The sequence below is a fragment of the Bradyrhizobium sp. NBAIM14 genome, assembly GCF_020193895.1.
Taxonomy (GTDB): domain Bacteria; phylum Pseudomonadota; class Alphaproteobacteria; order Rhizobiales; family Xanthobacteraceae; genus Bradyrhizobium; species Bradyrhizobium yuanmingense.
The window spans coordinates 74,093-90,710 of record NZ_JADYVQ010000018.1 but is presented as its reverse complement, the minus strand read 5'-3'; the positions used below and the strand labels follow the sequence as shown (position 1 = coordinate 90,710).

The window sequence follows — 16,618 nt, the reverse complement described above, 5'->3', positions numbered from 1 at the left end:
GGTCCTTGTTATGCAGCTCTGGCTGCGACCTGTGGCACCTGCTCCGGCTTCCGCAACTGATCCGCCCAGGTGATGATCTCGAAGTGACCGTCGTCATGCTCGACCAGGGCGGTGCAGCTCTCCACCCAGTCGCCGCAATTCATGTAGCGGATGCCGGCCTCGTCGCGGATCACGGCGTAGTGGATGTGGCCGCAGATCACGCCGTCGGCCTGGTGACGCCGCGCCTCGGCGGCGAGCGCCTGCTCGAACGCGCCGATATAGTTGACGGCGTTCTTGACCTTCTGCTTGGCCCATTGCGACAGCGACCAATAGGGCACGCCGAACAGGCGGCGGAAGAAGTTGACCAGGCGGTTCATCTGGATCGCGAAGTCGTAGGCCTTGTCGCCGAGATGGGCGAGCCAGCGCGCGTTCTGCACCACGAGATCGAAGATGTCGCCGTGAATGACGAGATAGCGCTTGCCGTCGGCGCCGGTGTGAACCGTGTTCTCGACCACGTCGATGCCGCCGAAATGCGTACCGTAATAGTTGCGCAGGAACTCGTCGTGATTGCCGGGAATGTAGATGACCTTGGCGCCCTTGCGCGCCTTGCGCAAAAGCTTCTGGACGAGGTCGTTATGCGATTGCGGCCAGTGCCAGCTCGATTTCAGCGCCCAGCCGTCGACGATGTCGCCGACGAGATAGATCGTATCGGCATCATGGTAGCGCAGGAAGTCGAGCAGAAGATCGGCTTGTGAACCGCGGGCCCCGAGATGGACGTCGGAGATGAACAACGTGCGAAAGCGCCGCTCCGGGCTCTCGTCACTCACATCGTAACTTCCCATGCGCCAGCCTGTAACAATGTCCCGTGACAGGGGGATGACCGATTGAACCCTTGAGGCACCTTCAAATACGAATCACGCCTTGCCTCGCCCTCCCCGCGAATATCAGTCGCATGCGACAATCAGGCGACATGGCGCCGCAGGGTGGGGGCGCTCCCTCCCCCGCTTGCGGGGGAGGCGAAGCAAGCCCGCCTCAGTAGAACTTGTGGAAATGATGGATCGGCCCATGGCCGTGGCCGACGCTGAAGCGGTCGGCGGTGGCGATCGCGGCGCTGATCCAGGCCTTGGCGTTGCGCACGGCGGCCTCGAGGTCCTCGCCCCTGGCCAGCCCTGCCGCGATGGCGGAGGACAGCGAGCAGCCGGTGCCATGGGTGTTGCGGGTGGCCACACGCGGCGCGGCGAGCGCGATCGCGGTCTCGGCAGTGACGAGATAGTCAGTGCTCTCGGCGCCCTCACCGTGCCCGCCCTTGATCAGGACGGCGCGGCAGCCCAGCGCCAGCAGGCGGCGTCCCTGGCTTTCGATCTCGGCCTCGCTCGCCGCCACCGGCGCATCGAGCAGGGCCGCAGCCTCCGGCAGGTTCGGCGTGATCACGGCAGCCAGCGGCATCAGCCTGGTGCGCAGGGCGTCGACGGCTTCAGTGGCGAGCAGGCGGTCGCCGGAGGTCGCCACCATGACGGGATCGAGCACGACATGCCGCGGCGCCCAGCGCGAAAGCGCGGCCGCGATGGCATCGATGCTGGCGGCCTGGGCCACCATGCCGATCTTCACCGCACCGATGTCGAGGTCGGAGAACACCGCGTCGATCTGCTCGGTGACGAACCCGGCCGGCACCGCGTGAATGCCGGTCACGCCGCGCGTGTTCTGCGCCGTCAACGCCGTGATCACGGAGGCGCCATAGACGCCGAGCGCGGCAAAGGTCTTCAGGTCCGCCTGGATGCCGGCGCCGCCGCTCGAATCGGAACCGGCGATGGTGAGTGCGACCGGGGTCGTCATCGCGGGAGACATGTGCTTGAGGAGGCCGCCATGGCCTCTCGTAGCGCGACCGTGGAACGTCAGCAAGCGCGCCGGGCCGCCGCCAGGCGTGATTCGCGAACCGATTGCGCGCCTTGCGAATCAGTCGGACACCGCGCGGACCAAGGCCCGCAATGATGCGGGCTTGAAAATGCAACGGCGCCGGACCCTTGCTATAGTCGCGTACCTTAGCGTGCTTCGCCGGTTACGCGAGACGTCAGGTGGTGGAACCGTCCAGCGCCCCCATGTTGCGGGCCGCCGGCCCCGCAAGCCACCTGAACAAGACTCCTTGGGGTGGAACGATGTGGGCCTTCTTCGAACGTCTCCTCGACTCGTCCATGCTGTCGCCGCACGGCATCTGCCTGTTGTGGGAGCCTGAGCTGATCTGGCTTCACGTCGTTTCCGACGCCAGCATTGCCGCCGCCTATTTCTCGATCCCGTTCGCCCTCGCCATCCTCGTCACCAAGCGGCGCGACCTCAAGTTCGGCTGGGTCTACTGGGCGTTCGCGATCTTCATCATGGCGTGCGGCCTGACCCACGTGCTGTCGATCTATACGCTCTGGGTTCCGATCTACGGCATCGAGGGCATGCTCAAGGCCGCCACGGCGGTCGCGTCGGTCTTCACCGCCGCCGCGCTCTGGCCGCTGCTGCCGAAGATCCTCACGATCCCCTCGCCGTTCGAGCTGCGACAGGTCCAGGCCGCGCTCGAGGAGGAGGAAATCAAGAGCCGCGACGCCACGCTGCTGCTGCAGCAGGTCCGCGACGCCCAGCGCGCGATGCGCGAGAGCGTGGCGCGCCTCACCGCGATCGTCGAGACCGCGGTCGACGGCGTCATCCTGCTCGATGCGCAGGACCGCATCCTGCTGTTCAATCCGGCCTGCGAGCGCTTGTTCGGCTACCGTGCCGACGAGGTGATGAACCGCAACGTCGGCATGCTGATGCCCGAGGCGGATGCAGCATCCGAGCGCCAGGCGCGGCATTTCGCGACCGGCGGCGAGGCCGTCGGCCTGCGCAAGGACGGCACGACGTTTCCGATGGAGCTGTCGGTCGGCCAGGCGCGGCAGGACGGCGAATTGATCTTCGTCGGCATCGTCCACGACCTCACCGCGCGCAAGCTGACCGAGCAGCAGCTTCAGCAGGCGCAGAAGATGGAGACGGTCGGTCAGCTCTCCGGCGGCATCGCGCATGACTTCAACAATCTGCTGACCGTCATCATCGGCAATGCCGAGCACCTGAGCGAGCAGCTAAAGGCGAGGCCCGACCTCGGGCGCTTTGCCGACGACATCTGCCAATCGGGCGAACGGGGTGCCGAGCTGACGCAGCGCCTGCTCGCCTTCAGCCGCCGCCAATTGCTGCGGCCTCAGACGATCGATTGCCGGAGCCTGCTCGATTCCATGTTCAAGCTGCTCAAGCGCACCTTGCGCGAAGACATCGAGATCAGGACGACCTCCGGGCCCGGCACGATCCTGGCCTTTGCCGACCGCGCGCAGCTCGAATCCGCCGTGCTCAATCTCGCGCTCAACGCGCAGGATGCCATGCCATCGGGAGGCCACCTCACGCTGGCCACGGAGCTGATCACGATCGAGGATGATGACGGTGCCGTTCACCGGGAGGTCGCACCCGGCAGCTACGTCCTGATCGCGGTTACCGATGACGGCGAAGGCATGACGCCGGAGGTCGCCGCACGCGCGTTCGAGCCGTTCTTCACCACCAAGGAGGTCGGCAAGGGCTCGGGCCTCGGCCTCAGCATGGTCTATGGCTTTGCCAAGCAATCAGGCGGCCATGTCTCGATCTACAGCGAGGCTGGCCTTGGGACCACGGCCAGGATCTACCTGCCGCGCGCGAGCACCGGTAGGTCCCAAGCCGATCTTCCCGACGGCGAGGACACGGCGCCGCGAGGCTACGAGACGGTCCTGATCGTCGAGGACGATCCGTTCGTCCGCTCCTCCGTCATTCGCAGGGTAGAAGCGCTCGGATATCGCGTCGTCGCCGCGGTCAACGGCAAGGATGCCTTGCAGCAGCTGCAGAGCGATCCCGGCATCGACTTGCTGTTCACCGATATCGTGATGCCCGGCGGAATGAGCGGCTGGGAGCTCGCCGATCAGGCGCGGCGGGTGCGTCCCGGCCTGCCGGTCCTGTTCACCTCGGGCTACGCGCTGGAGACCCTGGTCGAGCAGGGCCGCGCGCAGGCGCGAGCGGTCGTGCTGACCAAGCCCTACCGCAAGGTCGAGCTCGCCCAGCGCCTGAGGGATGCATTGGCCGCCGCAGTGGTCCCATCCTAGCATCGCGCCCGAATGCACCTCGGATGATCCAGCAAGTTCGCTTGCTAAATCCAGCCGGTTTTGGCCTATTAGCCGGAAGAATACGCTTTCGGAGTGCCCGCGATGGTTCCTTTTTTCGTTCAGATCAAATGCAAGCTCGGCCAGTCCTATACGGTGGCCAATGCGCTTGCCGAAGCCGAGATCGCCTCCGAGATCTACTCCACGGCCGGCCAATACGACCTCCTGGTGAAGTTCTACGTCGACAAGGATACCGACATCGGCCACTTCGTGAATGAGAAGGTGCAGGTGCTGCCGGGCATCCAGGACACTCTCACCATCATCACCTTCAAGGCGTTCGGCACCGGCTAAAGCATGATCCGGAAAAGTGCGAAGCGGTTTTCCGGAAAGATCATGCGTAAACAACAACCTAAAGCGCGATGATGATTCATCCCAATCTCATCGCGCTTTAGATCACGCGCAAAACAACGGCCGAAGCGCCGGCAGCGCTAGCCGCCCTCCTTGCGCTTGGGCGGTGTCGGTCCCTGCACCGGCGGCAGCGACTTCAGATAGGCGGCCATCGCGGCGCGGTCTTCCGCGGTAAGTTGCGCCAGATTCTTGATCACCGCCCGCATCGCGCCCGAAGCGCTGTCGCCCTCGGGCAGGTCGCCGGTCTCGAGAAAATCCGCGATATCCTTCTCGCTCCAGTTGCCGATGCCCTGCTGCGTGATGTTGGGCACCCAGCCCTCCCCTTCGGGATTGGGCCCACCGGCAAAGCGCTGGCTGGCGATGATGCCGCCGAGCGCATTGCGCGGGCTGTGGCATTCGGCGCAATGGCCGAAAGCGTTCACGAGATAGGCTCCGCGATTCCATTGCGGCGAGCGCGCGGCGTCCGCGACGAACGGCGCGGTGTCCATGAACAGCAGCTTCCAGATGCCGACATTGCGGCGGATGTTGAACGGAAACGGCAGCGCGTGGTCACCCACTGTGCCGGACACCGACGGAAGCGTCTTCAGATAGGCAAAGAGATCGCGGACGTCGTCGACACTGGCCAGATGATAGGACGTGTAGGGAAAGGCGGGGAAATAGTGCGTGCCCGTGGGCGAGATGCCGCGCATCACGGCGTTGACGAAATCGGCCTCGCTCCAGCGGCCGATCCCGTAGGCGGGATCGGGGGAAATATTGGGGACGTAGAACGTCCCGAACGGCGAGCCCAGCGCCAGCCCGCCGCCGAGCCGCAGGCGATCGGGCTGATTGGGGGTGGCATGACAGGACGAGCAGCCGCCGGCGTTGAACAGCTCCTGCCCGTTGGCGAGATCGGCGTTGCGTGTCGGCGCCGGCAAGGCCAGCACGGCCGGGGCGGTCAACCACCAATAGAGTGCGAACGCCGCGGCGGCGGCGATCAGGGCGGCAAGGAGCGTTCGTCGCAACATTCGATCATTCCATCGTGAACGCGCGAACTTAAGGGTCATGCCGCGCTCGATCCAACCACGAATATTTTAGACGGCCCGGATGTAATGCCGGAATAAACCGCATGACGCACTGTTTGAAAAGCAATCAGGCGTCAACAGGAGAAAGCCATGACCAAAGCCGTTTTTGCCACACTGGTACTCGGAGCCGCCGTTGCGTTCGCCGCCCCGGCCAGCGCGGAGAAACTGAAGGCGACGCTGGACGGCAAATCCGAAGTCCCCGCCAACACCAGCAGCGCGACCGGAACGGCCGATCTGGACTACGACGCTGCCAGCAAGAAGCTGTCCTGGACCGTCACCTATTCCGGCCTCTCGGGCCCCGCCACCGCCGCGCATTTCCACGGGCCTGCCGAAGCCGGCAAGAACGCCGGCGTCGCGGTCCCGATCCCGAATGCAGCTTCGAGCCCGGTCAAGGGCGAAGCCACGCTCACCGACGCGCAGGCCGCCGATCTGCTCGGCGGCAAGTACTACATCAACATCCATACCGCGGCGAACCCGGCCGGCGAGATCCGCGGTCAGGTGACGAAGTAAAGCGAAAACGCGGGCTTCGTCGCGGAAAGGCCGGACGCAAGGAGGGAGCGTCCGGCCTTTTCGATTCCAAGCAACTTCGTAGCCCGGATGGAGCCAACGGTCGGCGCGAAGCGCCGCCCGTTGGTGCAATCCGGGAGCCCTGCGCGTTGCGGACAGGTCCCCGGATTTCGCTGCGCCCCATCCGGGCTACGACGCTACGACTCTGACCGTGCTCAAGCCGCGTTCAGCGCCTGCGCGAGGTCGGCGATCAGGTCCGACGGGTTCTCGATGCCGATCGACAGCCGGATCGTGGAATCGAGCACGCCGATCTTTTGGCGGATGTCGGCGGGAACGCCGGAATGGGTCATCGTCGCCGGCAGGCTTGCGAGCGATTCCGTGCCGCCAAGGCTCACCGCCAGCTTGAGGATCTGCAGCGCGTTGAGGAATTTCACCGCCGCCTCCTTGCCGCCGACGATGTCGAACGAGAACGTCGAGCCCGCGCCCAGGCATTGCCGCGCGAACACACGGCCGGACAGCGAGCCCTGCTCGTGGTGACCGAGATAGTGCACCCTGGCGACCTTCGGATGGTCGCGCAGGAAGTCCGCCACGAGCCGCGCATTCGCATCGGCCTTCTCCATCCGCAGGCTGAGCGTCTCGAGCGAACGGTTGATCATCCAGCAGGAATGCGGATCGAGCTGGGTGCCGATGGCGCCGCGCAGCGCCTTGATGCCTTTCATGATCGCCTTCGATCCGAGCGCGGCGCCCGCGATCAGGTCGGAATGGCCGCCGACATATTTCGTCAGCGAATACAGCGACAGATCCGCGCCGTGCTCGATCGGCCGCTGAAACACCGGCCCGAGCAGCGTGTTGTCGCAGGCGACGACCGGCGTGTGTCCCTGGGCCTTGCCGATGGAATCGGCGATGCGGCGGATCATTGCGATGTCGACGAGGCCGTTGGTCGGATTGGCCGGCGTCTCGATCAGGATCATCGAAACCCGCCCCTTGCCCATGGCCTCCTCCGAGGCCTGCTTGACCGCCGTCTCGTCGATGCCGTCGGCAAAGCCGACGGCGCCGATCGACAGGCGCGCGAGCGTGTTCGTCAGCAGCGTCTCCGTCCCGCCATAGAGCGGCTGCGAGTGCAGGATGACATCGCCGGGGCGAACGAAGGCCAGGATCGTGGTGGCGATAGCCGCCATGCCGGACGAGAACAGCGCGCAACTCTCCGTGCGCTCGTAGATCGCGAGCCTGTCCTCGACGATCTCGCTGTTGGGATGATTGAAGCGCGAATAGACCAGGCCGGCGCCCATGCCTTCCGGCGGCTCGCGCCGTCCGGCGACGTAGTCGAAGAAGTCCTGCCCGTCCTCGGCGGTCTTGAACACGAAGGTGGAGGTCAGGAACACCGGCGGCTTGATGGCGCCCTCGGACAATTGCGGATCATAGCCATAGGTCAGCATCAGGGTTTCCGGATGCAGCATATGATTGCCGATATGGGTCTTGGAGGGGAACGGTTTTGCCATGGCCTGTCTCGCTGTTGATCGAGGTGCTCGCCGCGCGCTGGGAATCCCACGTGAGGATGCCGGGAGGAGACTCGTGTGAGCGCACGGCCGTTGGTGCAAAGATAGCCGCTCTCGCGGCAATCCGTCAGGCCTTGCGGACGGAAGTTCCTGCAGGCCGCGGTCAAGAAAAAGGCGGTTGCTTTCGCAACCGCCCTTCTGAAGTCCTTGGTAGCCCGTTAACTGCGCCCGCTATTTCAATTTCACGCGATAGGTTTCGTGACAATCATTGCAGCGGTCGTTGATCGCCGTGTAGGCCGCCTTCAGGCCCGCGACATTGGTGATCTTGCCTTTGGCGTCGGCGATCGCCTTCTGCACCGGCGGGATCTTGGCATCGAAATCGGCCTTGTTCTGCCAGACCTTCGGCGACGAACCATAGGTCGCGTTGACGACATCCTGCTTGGGATTGATCTCGAAGGTCTTGGCGATCTTGGCAACATCGGCCTCGATGCTGGCGATGGCCTCATCGGCAGCCTTCTTGTCGAAGGGAATATCGCCCTTGCTCATCTTCTGAAGCACGCCATACTGATTCTTGGCGATTGCCCGCATCAGATTGTCCTGCTGGACGGCAATCTCCTGTTGCGCCATGACGGCGCCCGCGCCCAGCACGAGGACGCCCGCGACAATCATCGTCCGTTTCATTGGTTGGTTTCTCCGGCTATCGAGACGTTCAGGGAATGAGACGTCACCGGCTTCACGCGAAGCCGGGACCCATCATGGGTAGAACCCCGCGCGGCGGGTTTATTCCCGTGCGCGCGGGAAGCGCGGCTTCACAAGCTGTGACGGCGGTGATGCTCGCTGATCGCAACCCACACCCGCTCGGGCGTTGCCGGCATGTCGATGTGGTCGATCTTGTACTCGCGCCAGAGCGCATCGACGATGGCGTTGACCACGGCCGGACAGGAGCCGATCGCGCCGGCCTCGCCGGCCCCCTTCACGCCCATCGGATTGGTCTTGCAGGGCACGTTGTGGGTCTCGAACACGAAGGCCGGCCCGTCCGCCGCGCGCGGCAGCGCATAGTCCATGAAGGTCGCGGTGATGAGCTGGCCGTCGGTCGGTCCATACACCACCTGCTCCATCAAGGCCTGGCCGATGCCCTGCATGGCGCCGCCATGCACCTGGCCGGCCAAGAGCAGCGGATTGAGCGTCTTGCCGAAATCGTCGACGATCACGTAGTTGACGATTTTGATGATGCCGGTCGCCGGATCGATCTCGACCTCCGCAACATGGGTGCCGTTGGGATAAGTGCCGTCGGCGCTGGCAAAGGTCGCGCTACCGTTCAGCTTCGATGGATCGACGCCGGGCCGCTTGGCCAGGTCGGCAAACGAGATCGAGCGGTCGGTGCCGGCGATCCGCACCACGCCTTCGGAGATTTCGAGGTCGCCCGCGCTGGCTTCCAGCGCCTGTGCCGCGATCTCCTTCAGCCTCGAACCGAGCTCGCGCGTGGCGCGCTCGACGCTGACGCCGCCGGAGGGGATCGAGGCCGAGCCGCCGGTGCCGAGGCCGGTCGCGATCTCGTCTGTGTCGCCCTGGCGAACATGCACGCGCTCGGGCGCCACGCCGAACTGTTCGGCGACGATCTGCGCATAGGCGGTCTGATGGCCCTGCCCGCTCGATTGCGTGCCGATCAGCACGGTGACGTCGCCATTGGCATCGAGGCGGACGTTGGCCGTCTCTTCACCCATCACGCCGCAAATCTCGACATAGCTCGCAAGCCCGATGCCGCGGATCAGGCCGCCCTTCTTGGCCGCCTTGGCGCGCTTGGGGAATTCCTTCCATTCCGCGATCTCCATCGCGCGCTTCAGGTGCGCGGCGAAGTCGCCGGAATCGTAGACCTTGCCGGTCGCGGTCTTGTAGGGCAGCGCCTTCGGAGGGATGAAATTCTTGCGGCGGATGGCATCCGGCGTCATGTCGAGCTTTCGCGCGCAGGCATCGACGAGGCGCTCGATGACATAGGCGGCTTCGGGCCGGCCCGCGCCGCGATAGGCGTCGACCGGCACGCTGTGGGTGAAGATCGTGCGCACCCGGCAATGGAAGGCCTGGATGTCGTAGAGGCCGGGCAGCATGCCGGCGCCGCCATGCGGGATGTAGGGCCCGAAGGTCGACAGATACGCGCCCATGTCGCCCATGAGGTCGCAATCCATCGCGAGGAACTTGCCGTCTTCAGCCAGCGCCATCTTGGCAGTGGTGACGTTGTCGCGGCCCTGCGCATCGCCCATGAAATGCTCGGAGCGGTCGGCCGCCCACTTCACCGCCTTCTTCAGTTTGCGCGCAGCGACGGCCATCAGGGCATATTCCCGATACGGAAACAGTTTTGTGCCGAACCCGCCGCCGACGTCGGGGCAGATCACCCGCATCTTGTCGGTAGGGATGTTGAGCACGTTCTGGCAGAGGATGTCGCGCAGACGGTGGCTGCCCTGGCTGCCGACCGTTAGCGTCAGATGGTCGCGCTTGGAATCGTATTCGCAGACCGCCGCACGGGTCTCCAAGAAGCTTGCAACCACGCGCGGATTGACGATGGAGATCTCGGCGACCGCATGCGCTTTCGCGAAGGCAGCTTCCGTCGCCGCTTTGTCGCCGATCGAGACGTCGAACAGCACGTTGCCCGGCTTGTCCGGCCAGACCAAGGCTGCGCCTTTCTTCACGGCGTTGACGACGCCGGTCACCGCGGGCAGCGGCGACCATTTGACCTCGATCGCCTCGATCGCGTCGCGAGCCTGGTCGATGGTCTCGGCGACCACGAAGGCGATGGCGTCGCCGACATGGCGCACCTCGTCCTTGGCCAGGATCGGGTAAGGCGGGCCGGTGAACGGATCGGTCTCGAGGTTGAACAGGCAGGGCAGATTGCCGAGATCCCCGACGTCGTCGGCCGTCAGGATCAGCGCAACACCCGGCAGGCCGCGGGCGCGGGTCGCATCGACGGTGTATTTGGCATGCGCATGCGGCGAGCGCAGCACCAGGCAGCGGAGCGCAGCCTGCGGCGCGTAATCGTCGGTATAGCGGCCCTTGCCGCGGATGAGCGCATCATCCTCCTTGCGCAGCACGCTTTGGCCAACGCCGAACTTGATGGGAGCCGCCATTTTATCTTCCCGTTCTCATGGTTGTTTTGTGGGCATATTGCCGTGGAAAAACTGGCAAGGCAAACGGGTTTCGGCGGGCGCACGGGTGGCAGCTTCAAAAGCGCCACGCGTGCCTCACTGGAATGCACGGCAGGCCCCAGCGTGATCGTGTGACGTTGACGGCGAGAGCCAAGCGCTCACGCTTGGCTGTTCTCGTGCTCACCCCGAGCTTCAGATAGCTGATGAGCATCGGAGGCCGTGAGCGTCAGCCCGTACAAATCTTTCAGCGTCGAAATGCGTTGCAGCGTCGCAGGCTCGAACGGAGTCTTGCCTTCGAACGAATGCAGGAGAACGCCCTCCAGCAAATCACCAAGGCTCATATCCAGGTATTCAGCGAGGCCCTTCGCGACCTTGAGAATGCGCTTCTCAATCCGAACTCCCGTCTGTACGCGTTGGACTGAATGCTTGTGGGCTTCTGGGTTCATAATGTGTGACCTCGATCGGAAGGCGGGGGTTTAGTCGCATCATGCCATTGCCGGACTTGCTCGGGCATCGGTCTCCAGCCCTGCAACTCACGTCCTCAGAGACCAGGTGAATCTTGGATTCGTTCGGACGCCTGCGGGGTCGACGGTCTGACCGAGGAACGATTGTTGTCACACAGGCAGAGCCTGGGCGGCCGAGTTGACCGATCCCAATTTGCCTTTAATGTTACCTTGGTACTAAGGTAACATAGGACGCCGCCATGAGCAACAGACGTAGCTGCACGGATGCTGCAGAGGTCGCCGAACTGAGCGAGGGCTTCCTCGCGCGTACACTTCCGGGGGCACGTTTCAGCCATCGTGAACATCTGATCGTGACGAGCTACTTGCTCGCCACTGATCCGGCTCGGGACTGGCGGGTCGAACTCCCCGAGATGATCCGCGCCTACAATGTTGCCGCTGGCGGCGTGAACGACGATGTGCGTGGCTATCACCACACGATTACGATGGCTTTCTTGATGATCATCGAAGGAATTCTTGCGGAGGTCGGCCGCCGCGACATTGTCGCCGCCTGCAACGCGGTGCTGGCGTCCCCGGCAACCGAAAAGGATGTACTCTTACGTTTCTGGAGCCGCGAAGCGCTGTTCTCGCGGGAGGCCCGGCACGGCTGGATTGAGCCAGACCTTGCCGAGTTCAACCCGCGCGCGGCAGGTCATATGCCGGCGTGAGGATCGTCGATCACTCACATTCCGCGGCTCAGCAGATACCTCGTACTATCTCTGAGCGCATCGATCTCCCGCCCAGGTGCGAGATAGTTGATCTCGGCGCGCGTCAGGCCGATGTCCATCAGCTCCCTGTCGCTCAGATCCAGCAAACTGCCCCGCGGGTGCAGGCGCCACTTCCCAAGAGCAGACCAATATCGCTTGAGCAGGCCCAGGAGGCTTTGCGCCGGCGCGGCTGCGGCAGCTTCTCTCCCCGACAAGGCTTGGCCCGGCGTTGCAACGGACACGTTGAGACGAGCCGCTGCCGCCAGAACCTCGTCCATGGCCTGCTTCGCGAGCGCAATGGATTGGTCGAGGCGAAGCACCGCCGCATCGTGCTCGGCCTCGGATGAAATGCTGGTCAGTTGTGGTGGCATCGGACGCTCCTGCTGTTGAGCCGGCAGGGAGCGTGGCCAAACAAAAGGCCCCGTCCGATGCCGGCGGGGCCTGGTGAAAAAGATGTCGTCGAAATCCTAGCGCACGACTCCTCCCACCGCCCAGCCGAAGCGGGTGATGTGATTGCGGGAGACTTTGCGCGAGCATTTGATCATGAGCGACTCCTACCACCGCAATCGCGCAAAATCAAGAGATGTGCCGATGTTGGCTGCAGCTTGGAGGCGAATGCCGTGCTCTCTAACCCCGCACCAGCGAGACCAGCCACTTGCGTCCGAACAATACGAGGATCGCGAGCGCGTAGACGATCGTGCCGCCGACGGCGAGCAGGATCAGTATCAATTCATCCCGGAAGTGCATCGCGCCCAGCCAAGGGCTGCTGAAGTGCGCAATCAGCCAGAACGCGGCGGCGAGGATGAGGCCGCTTAGCAAGAACTTGGCGAGCGACAGCAGCCAGGCGCGGTCGAGCACGAGAAAGCCGCGCCGCACGGCGAAGAACAGCACCAGCAAGAGATTGGTCCAGACGCCGACGGCGGTCGCCAGCGCGAGGCCGATCTGGGCGAGTGATCCCATCAAGGCGACCTTCAGCGCGACATTGACCGCGATGCCGGTCAGCGACGCGCGGACCGGCGTTGCGGTGTCCTTGCGGGCATAGAAGGTCGCGACCGCACTGCGGATCAGCACGAACGGGATGAGGCCGATGGCATAGGCCGCGAGCGTCGCACCGGCGGCGGCGGCATCGGCCTTGGAGAACGCACCGCGCGCGAACAGTGCGCGCATGATCGCATCGGGCACGGTGAGGAAGGCCGCGACGAACGGGATCGAGAACAGCAGCGTGAAATCGAAGGCACGGCGCTGCGCGCTCAGCGCACCGTCGTGGTCGTTTGCGGTGATCCGCCGCGACATCTCCGGCAGCAGCACCGTGCCGATGGCGATGCCGATGACGCCGATCGGCAGCTGGTTAAGCCGGTCGGCATAATAGAGCGCCGACAGCGCACCGGCGGGCAGGAACGTCGCAATGATGGTGTCGGCGAACAGCGCGAGCTGCGTGCCCATCGAGCCCAGCGTCGCAGGTCCGAGCGCTTTGAAGAAGCCGCGAACGTCCTCATCAAGCTTCAAGGGCGCAAAGCGCGGCAGGCCGCCATGGCGGGCGAGATCGCCCGCGAGCAGGAAATATTGCAGGAAGCCGGAGATCAGCACGCCCCAGGCCGCGGCATGGCCTGCGGTCGGAAACCAGACGGCAACCGCCAGCGTCATCATCATCGCGACGTTGAGGAAGATCGAAGCGGCCGCGGCGCTGGCAAAGCGCTGCATCACGTTGAGCATGCCGCCATAGAGCGTCACCAGCGTGATCAAGAGCAGATAGGGAAAGGTGATGCGGGTCAACTCGATCGCGAGCTTGCGCTGCTCGGCATCCTCACCGAAGCCTGGCGCCAGGATGCTCATGGCCTGCGGCATGAACAGCCAGGCGGCGATCAGCAGCACCACCTGCGAGGCCAGGAGCAGCGTGAAGATGCGGTCGGCGAACAAATGTGCGGCCGCCTCCCCCTTCTCGCCATGGACATGGGCATAGGCCGGCACCCAGGCGGCGTTGAAGGCGCCCTCGGCGAAGATCGCGCGGAAATGGTTGGGAAGCCGCAGCGCCACGAAAAAGGCGTCGGCCACCGGCCCGGCACCGAGGATCGCCGCGAGCATGATGTCGCGGGCAAACCCCGTCAGCCGCGACAGCAGCGTGTAACCACCGACCGTGAAGATGCGTCCGAGCATGCGGATTGTTGTAGAGACTTATCGGACGGAGGTCGATGCATCTTGCGATGCGCATTACTGCGCCCTCTCCCCTTGCGGGAGAGGGCAGCACCGCAGGCAGATACAGACTCAATCGGGTGAGGGGTATCTCTCAGTGCATGCCGTACGGAGAGAGACCCCTCACCCGGCTTCGCTTCGCGAAGCCAACCTCTCCCGCAAGGGGAGAGGGAAGAACTCAGCCCGCCAGCGCGCCGCGGACGGCGGCGATGATTCGCTCCTGATCGGCCTCGGTCAGGTAGGCATGCATCGGCAGGCTGATGACGTCCTGCGACAGGCTCTCGCAACCGGGCAATCCGCCCTCGGCGACCGGGTACTGTTTGTAGGCGGTCTGCTGGTGCATCGACTTGCCGTAATAGATCGCGGTCGGCACTCCCTGGGCTTTTAGCGCGGCAGCGAAGCCGTCGCGGTCGATACCCTTGGGAAGACGAATGGTGTACTGCGCCCAGACTGAGGTATTGCCCGGCGCGATGCGCGGCACGGTGACCACGTTGGACAGGCCGCGCGCATAGCGCTCCGCGACCCTGTTGCGGGCGGCGATCTCGTCGTCAAAAATCTTCAGCTTCTCGATCAGGACCGCGGCCTGCATAGTGTCGAGCCGGCCGGTCAGGCCGAGGCGGACGTTGTCGTATTTGTCGACGCCCTGCCCGTGCACGCGGATGCTGCGCAAGGTGGCGGCGAGCTCGTCGTCATCGGTGAAGATCGCGCCGCCGTCGCCGAAGCAGCCGAGCGGCTTTGCCGGGAAGAAGCTGGTCGCAGTGGCGTGGCCGAGGGTGCCGAGCTTGCGCCCCTTGTAGCTCGCGCCAAAGCCTTGCGCGGCGTCGTCGAGCACGAACAGGCCCTCGGCCCTGGCGATCTCGGCGATGGCGTCGTGATCGGCGGGCTGGCCGAACAAATCGACCGGAATCACCGCGACGGGCTTGAGACCGGCCTTGCGGGCGGTGGCGATGCCGCGCTTGAGCGATTCCGGGCTCATGTTGAAGGTGGTCTCGTCGACGTCGACATAGACCGGCGTCGCGCCGGTCCGCGCCACCGGCGAGGCGGTCGCGATGAAGGTAAAGGACGGACACAGCACGGCATCGCCGGGCCCGACATTCCTGGCCATCATCACCATCAGGATGGCGTCGGTGCCGCTGGCGCAGCCGATCACGTGCTTGGCGCCTGAGTAGGCCGCAAGCTGCTTCTCGAGCTCGAAGACCTCCGGCCCGTTGACGAACTGGCAATGGTCCATCACGCGCTTCACGGCGGCATCGAGCGAGGCGCCGAGCCGGCGGCGCTGCGAGGCGACGTCGATGAAGGGAATGGGTTCGGAACGTAAGTGCTGGTTCATGACGCCTTGTGACGTTTGAGCGGTCGACATGGAAGGGATCAGCCGGCGACGCGGCGCGGCCCCTTGCGCGCGGGTGACGTCGCCGCAGGACGCGAGGGCCTCTCCAGGCATTGCGTGGCGATCTCGAGGCTGGCGACGCCCTCGTCGCCCGTCACCGCCGGCGTCTCGCCGTTGCGCACTGCCTTCAAGAACGCGATCAGCTCGGCGCGAAGCGGCTCGTCATGGCCGACCGGCAGATGCCGCATCGAGTAGCTGCCGTCCGGCTTGAAGCCGAAGCATTCGGTGACCTGGCGCGTCAAGAGATCGCCCATCACGTATTTGCCGCGCGTTGCGACCGTGACGCTGCGCGCCTTGAACGGCGTCAGCCAGTTGGTGTTGATGTGGGCGAGCACGCCGCTCTCGGTGCGGAACTGCAAGAGCGCGATGTCCTCGCGCTCGGCGACCGCGCTCGACAATTGCGGCTGCACCTCGACGATGTCGGATTCGGTGAACCAGCGGATCAAATCGATGTCGTGCACGGCAAGATCGATGACGACGCCGACATTGGACATGCGCGGCGGGAACGGGCCGACGCGGGTGATCGCGATGGAGAGAATGTCCTCGCCCGCGATCGCCTGCTTGACCGCGGCCACCGCCGGATTGAAGCGCTCGACATGGCCGATCATCAGCGTGACGCCGGCCTTATGCGCGGCGGCGACGATCTCGCGGCCCTCTGCCACCGTGGAGGCGATCGGCTTTTCGACCAGCACATGGATGTTCTTGGCGATGCAGGCGAGCGCGACCTCGTGATGCAGATGGGTCGGTGCCGCGATGGTGACGGCATCGACGCCTTCGGCGAACAGCTGGTCGAGCGTCTCGAAGCTTTCGCAATTGGCGAGCTCCGTGGCCCGCGCACGATGTGCCGGCGAGGGATCGACGACGCCGACGAGGCTGACGCCGGGCAGGCCGCTGAGCACGCGCGCATGGTTGCTGCCCATCACGCCGGCGCCAATGACACCGACGCGCAAGCCGGCCTTTGCCGGTGCAGATCCCCTGGAAGTCATCTGAGCAAACCCCGATTCAACGCAAATCCCCGGGCCGCTTCTAGCACGGACGCCACATTTGTGGCGAATGCCGCCCTGGCGGGCCGGACACGATTTGATTCAAAAAGTTACACGTTCCCCGGGCCTTAGG

At 64.7% G+C, this 16,618-nt stretch carries 15 protein-coding genes; 4 read left to right on the top strand and 11 right to left on the bottom strand.

From position 1 onward, the window contains the following. Positions 1-8 precede the first annotated feature (8 nt). A complete protein-coding gene (locus I6F28_RS30110; protein WP_109143147.1) occupies positions 9-821 on the bottom strand; it encodes a UDP-2,3-diacylglucosamine diphosphatase in 813 nt (270 codons plus the stop codon). Positions 822-1,011: 190 nt separating this feature from the next. Beyond that, entirely contained in the window at positions 1,012-1,812 is an 801-nt protein-coding gene (gene thiD, locus I6F28_RS30105) for a bifunctional hydroxymethylpyrimidine kinase/phosphomethylpyrimidine kinase (protein ID WP_225142561.1), read from the bottom strand. Positions 1,813-2,168: 356 nt separating this feature from the next. Here thiD and I6F28_RS30100 point away from each other — a divergent pair, with 356 nt between their 5' ends. Further along, positions 2,169-4,112: a hybrid sensor histidine kinase/response regulator gene (locus I6F28_RS30100; RefSeq protein WP_225142559.1), complete on the top strand. Its 1,944-nt coding sequence runs from the start codon at positions 2,169-2,171 to the stop codon at positions 4,110-4,112. A gap of 102 nt (positions 4,113-4,214) precedes the next feature. Beyond that, complete coding sequence (locus I6F28_RS30095) at positions 4,215-4,460, top strand: Lrp/AsnC ligand binding domain-containing protein (RefSeq protein WP_018642903.1); 246 nt, start codon at positions 4,215-4,217, stop codon at positions 4,458-4,460. A 137-nt stretch (positions 4,461-4,597) separates the two neighbouring features. Here the strand turns inward: I6F28_RS30095 and I6F28_RS30090 are convergent, their stop codons facing one another. Next, on the bottom strand, positions 4,598-5,521 hold the full coding sequence (locus tag I6F28_RS30090) for a c-type cytochrome (protein ID WP_225142557.1): 924 nt from the start codon (positions 5,519-5,521) through the stop codon (positions 4,598-4,600). 147 nt (positions 5,522-5,668) lie between these two features. Here I6F28_RS30090 and I6F28_RS30085 point away from each other — a divergent pair, with 147 nt between their 5' ends. Then, the gene (locus I6F28_RS30085) at positions 5,669-6,088 is read left to right on the top strand and encodes a CHRD domain-containing protein (protein ID WP_036015536.1); all 420 of its coding nucleotides are present in this window, start codon (positions 5,669-5,671) and stop codon (positions 6,086-6,088) included. Between the two features lie 212 nt (positions 6,089-6,300). On the opposite strand, the gene I6F28_RS30080 is transcribed toward I6F28_RS30085, so the two are convergent. The 4 genes from I6F28_RS30080 to I6F28_RS30065 form a co-directional block, all read right to left on the bottom strand. Next, complete coding sequence (locus I6F28_RS30080) at positions 6,301-7,584, bottom strand: cystathionine gamma-synthase family protein (RefSeq protein WP_225142555.1); 1,284 nt, start codon at positions 7,582-7,584, stop codon at positions 6,301-6,303. 228 nt (positions 7,585-7,812) lie between these two features. Further along, on the bottom strand, positions 7,813-8,262 hold the full coding sequence (locus I6F28_RS30075) for a cytochrome c (protein ID WP_036032069.1): 450 nt from the start codon (positions 8,260-8,262) through the stop codon (positions 7,813-7,815). A 128-nt stretch (positions 8,263-8,390) separates the two neighbouring features. Continuing rightward, the gene (locus I6F28_RS30070) at positions 8,391-10,700 is read right to left on the bottom strand and encodes a xanthine dehydrogenase family protein molybdopterin-binding subunit (RefSeq protein WP_225114174.1); all 2,310 of its coding nucleotides are present in this window, start codon (positions 10,698-10,700) and stop codon (positions 8,391-8,393) included. A gap of 176 nt (positions 10,701-10,876) precedes the next feature. Beyond that, positions 10,877-11,164 carry a hypothetical protein gene (locus I6F28_RS30065; RefSeq protein WP_225142553.1) on the bottom strand — a complete coding sequence of 96 codons (288 nt, stop codon included), beginning with the start codon at positions 11,162-11,164 and terminating at the stop codon, positions 10,877-10,879. 257 nt (positions 11,165-11,421) lie between these two features. Between I6F28_RS30065 and I6F28_RS30060 the strand changes: the two genes are divergently transcribed. Beyond that, complete coding sequence (locus I6F28_RS30060; protein WP_225142551.1) at positions 11,422-11,886, top strand: hypothetical protein; 465 nt, start codon at positions 11,422-11,424, stop codon at positions 11,884-11,886. A gap of 14 nt (positions 11,887-11,900) precedes the next feature. On the opposite strand, the gene I6F28_RS30055 is transcribed toward I6F28_RS30060, so the two are convergent. The 4 genes from I6F28_RS30055 to I6F28_RS30040 form a co-directional block, all read right to left on the bottom strand. Further along, positions 11,901-12,296, bottom strand: a complete 396-nt coding sequence (locus I6F28_RS30055; protein ID WP_225142549.1) for a DUF1127 domain-containing protein — start codon at positions 12,294-12,296, stop codon at positions 11,901-11,903. Between the two features lie 256 nt (positions 12,297-12,552). Beyond that, entirely contained in the window at positions 12,553-14,079 is a 1,527-nt protein-coding gene (gene murJ, locus I6F28_RS30050) for a murein biosynthesis integral membrane protein MurJ (RefSeq protein ID WP_225142548.1), read from the bottom strand. Positions 14,080-14,293: 214 nt separating this feature from the next. Then, positions 14,294-15,445: a DegT/DnrJ/EryC1/StrS family aminotransferase gene (locus I6F28_RS30045; protein ID WP_225142602.1), complete on the bottom strand. Its 1,152-nt coding sequence runs from the start codon at positions 15,443-15,445 to the stop codon at positions 14,294-14,296. Positions 15,446-15,483: 38 nt separating this feature from the next. Beyond that, positions 15,484-16,488: a Gfo/Idh/MocA family protein gene (locus tag I6F28_RS30040; protein ID WP_225142546.1), complete on the bottom strand. Its 1,005-nt coding sequence runs from the start codon at positions 16,486-16,488 to the stop codon at positions 15,484-15,486. Positions 16,489-16,618: the final 130 nt, after the last annotated feature.

Coding starts and splice junctions, on each gene's coding strand:
- I6F28_RS30100 (WP_225142559.1), top strand. CDS start 2,169: ATGCTGTCGCCGCACGGCATCTGCCTGTTGTGGGAGCCTGAGCTGATC.
- I6F28_RS30065 (WP_225142553.1), bottom strand. CDS start 11,164: ATGAACCCAGAAGCCCACAAGCATTCAGTCCAACGCGTACAGACGGGA.
- I6F28_RS30080 (WP_225142555.1), bottom strand. CDS start 7,584: ATGGCAAAACCGTTCCCCTCCAAGACCCATATCGGCAATCATATGCTG.
- I6F28_RS30085 (WP_036015536.1), top strand. CDS start 5,669: ATGACCAAAGCCGTTTTTGCCACACTGGTACTCGGAGCCGCCGTTGCG.
- murJ (WP_225142548.1), bottom strand. CDS start 14,079: ATGCTCGGACGCATCTTCACGGTCGGTGGTTACACGCTGCTGTCGCGG.
- I6F28_RS30070 (WP_225114174.1), bottom strand. CDS start 10,700: ATGGCGGCTCCCATCAAGTTCGGCGTTGGCCAAAGCGTGCTGCGCAAG.
- I6F28_RS30075 (WP_036032069.1), bottom strand. CDS start 8,262: ATGAAACGGACGATGATTGTCGCGGGCGTCCTCGTGCTGGGCGCGGGC.
- thiD (WP_225142561.1), bottom strand. CDS start 1,812: ATGACGACCCCGGTCGCACTCACCATCGCCGGTTCCGATTCGAGCGGC.
- I6F28_RS30040 (WP_225142546.1), bottom strand. CDS start 16,488: ATGACTTCCAGGGGATCTGCACCGGCAAAGGCCGGCTTGCGCGTCGGT.
- I6F28_RS30110 (WP_109143147.1), bottom strand. CDS start 821: ATGGGAAGTTACGATGTGAGTGACGAGAGCCCGGAGCGGCGCTTTCGC.
- I6F28_RS30045 (WP_225142602.1), bottom strand. CDS start 15,445: ATGAACCAGCACTTACGTTCCGAACCCATTCCCTTCATCGACGTCGCC.
- I6F28_RS30090 (WP_225142557.1), bottom strand. CDS start 5,521: ATGTTGCGACGAACGCTCCTTGCCGCCCTGATCGCCGCCGCCGCGGCG.
- I6F28_RS30055 (WP_225142549.1), bottom strand. CDS start 12,296: ATGCCACCACAACTGACCAGCATTTCATCCGAGGCCGAGCACGATGCG.
- I6F28_RS30095 (WP_018642903.1), top strand. CDS start 4,215: ATGGTTCCTTTTTTCGTTCAGATCAAATGCAAGCTCGGCCAGTCCTAT.
- I6F28_RS30060 (WP_225142551.1), top strand. CDS start 11,422: ATGAGCAACAGACGTAGCTGCACGGATGCTGCAGAGGTCGCCGAACTG.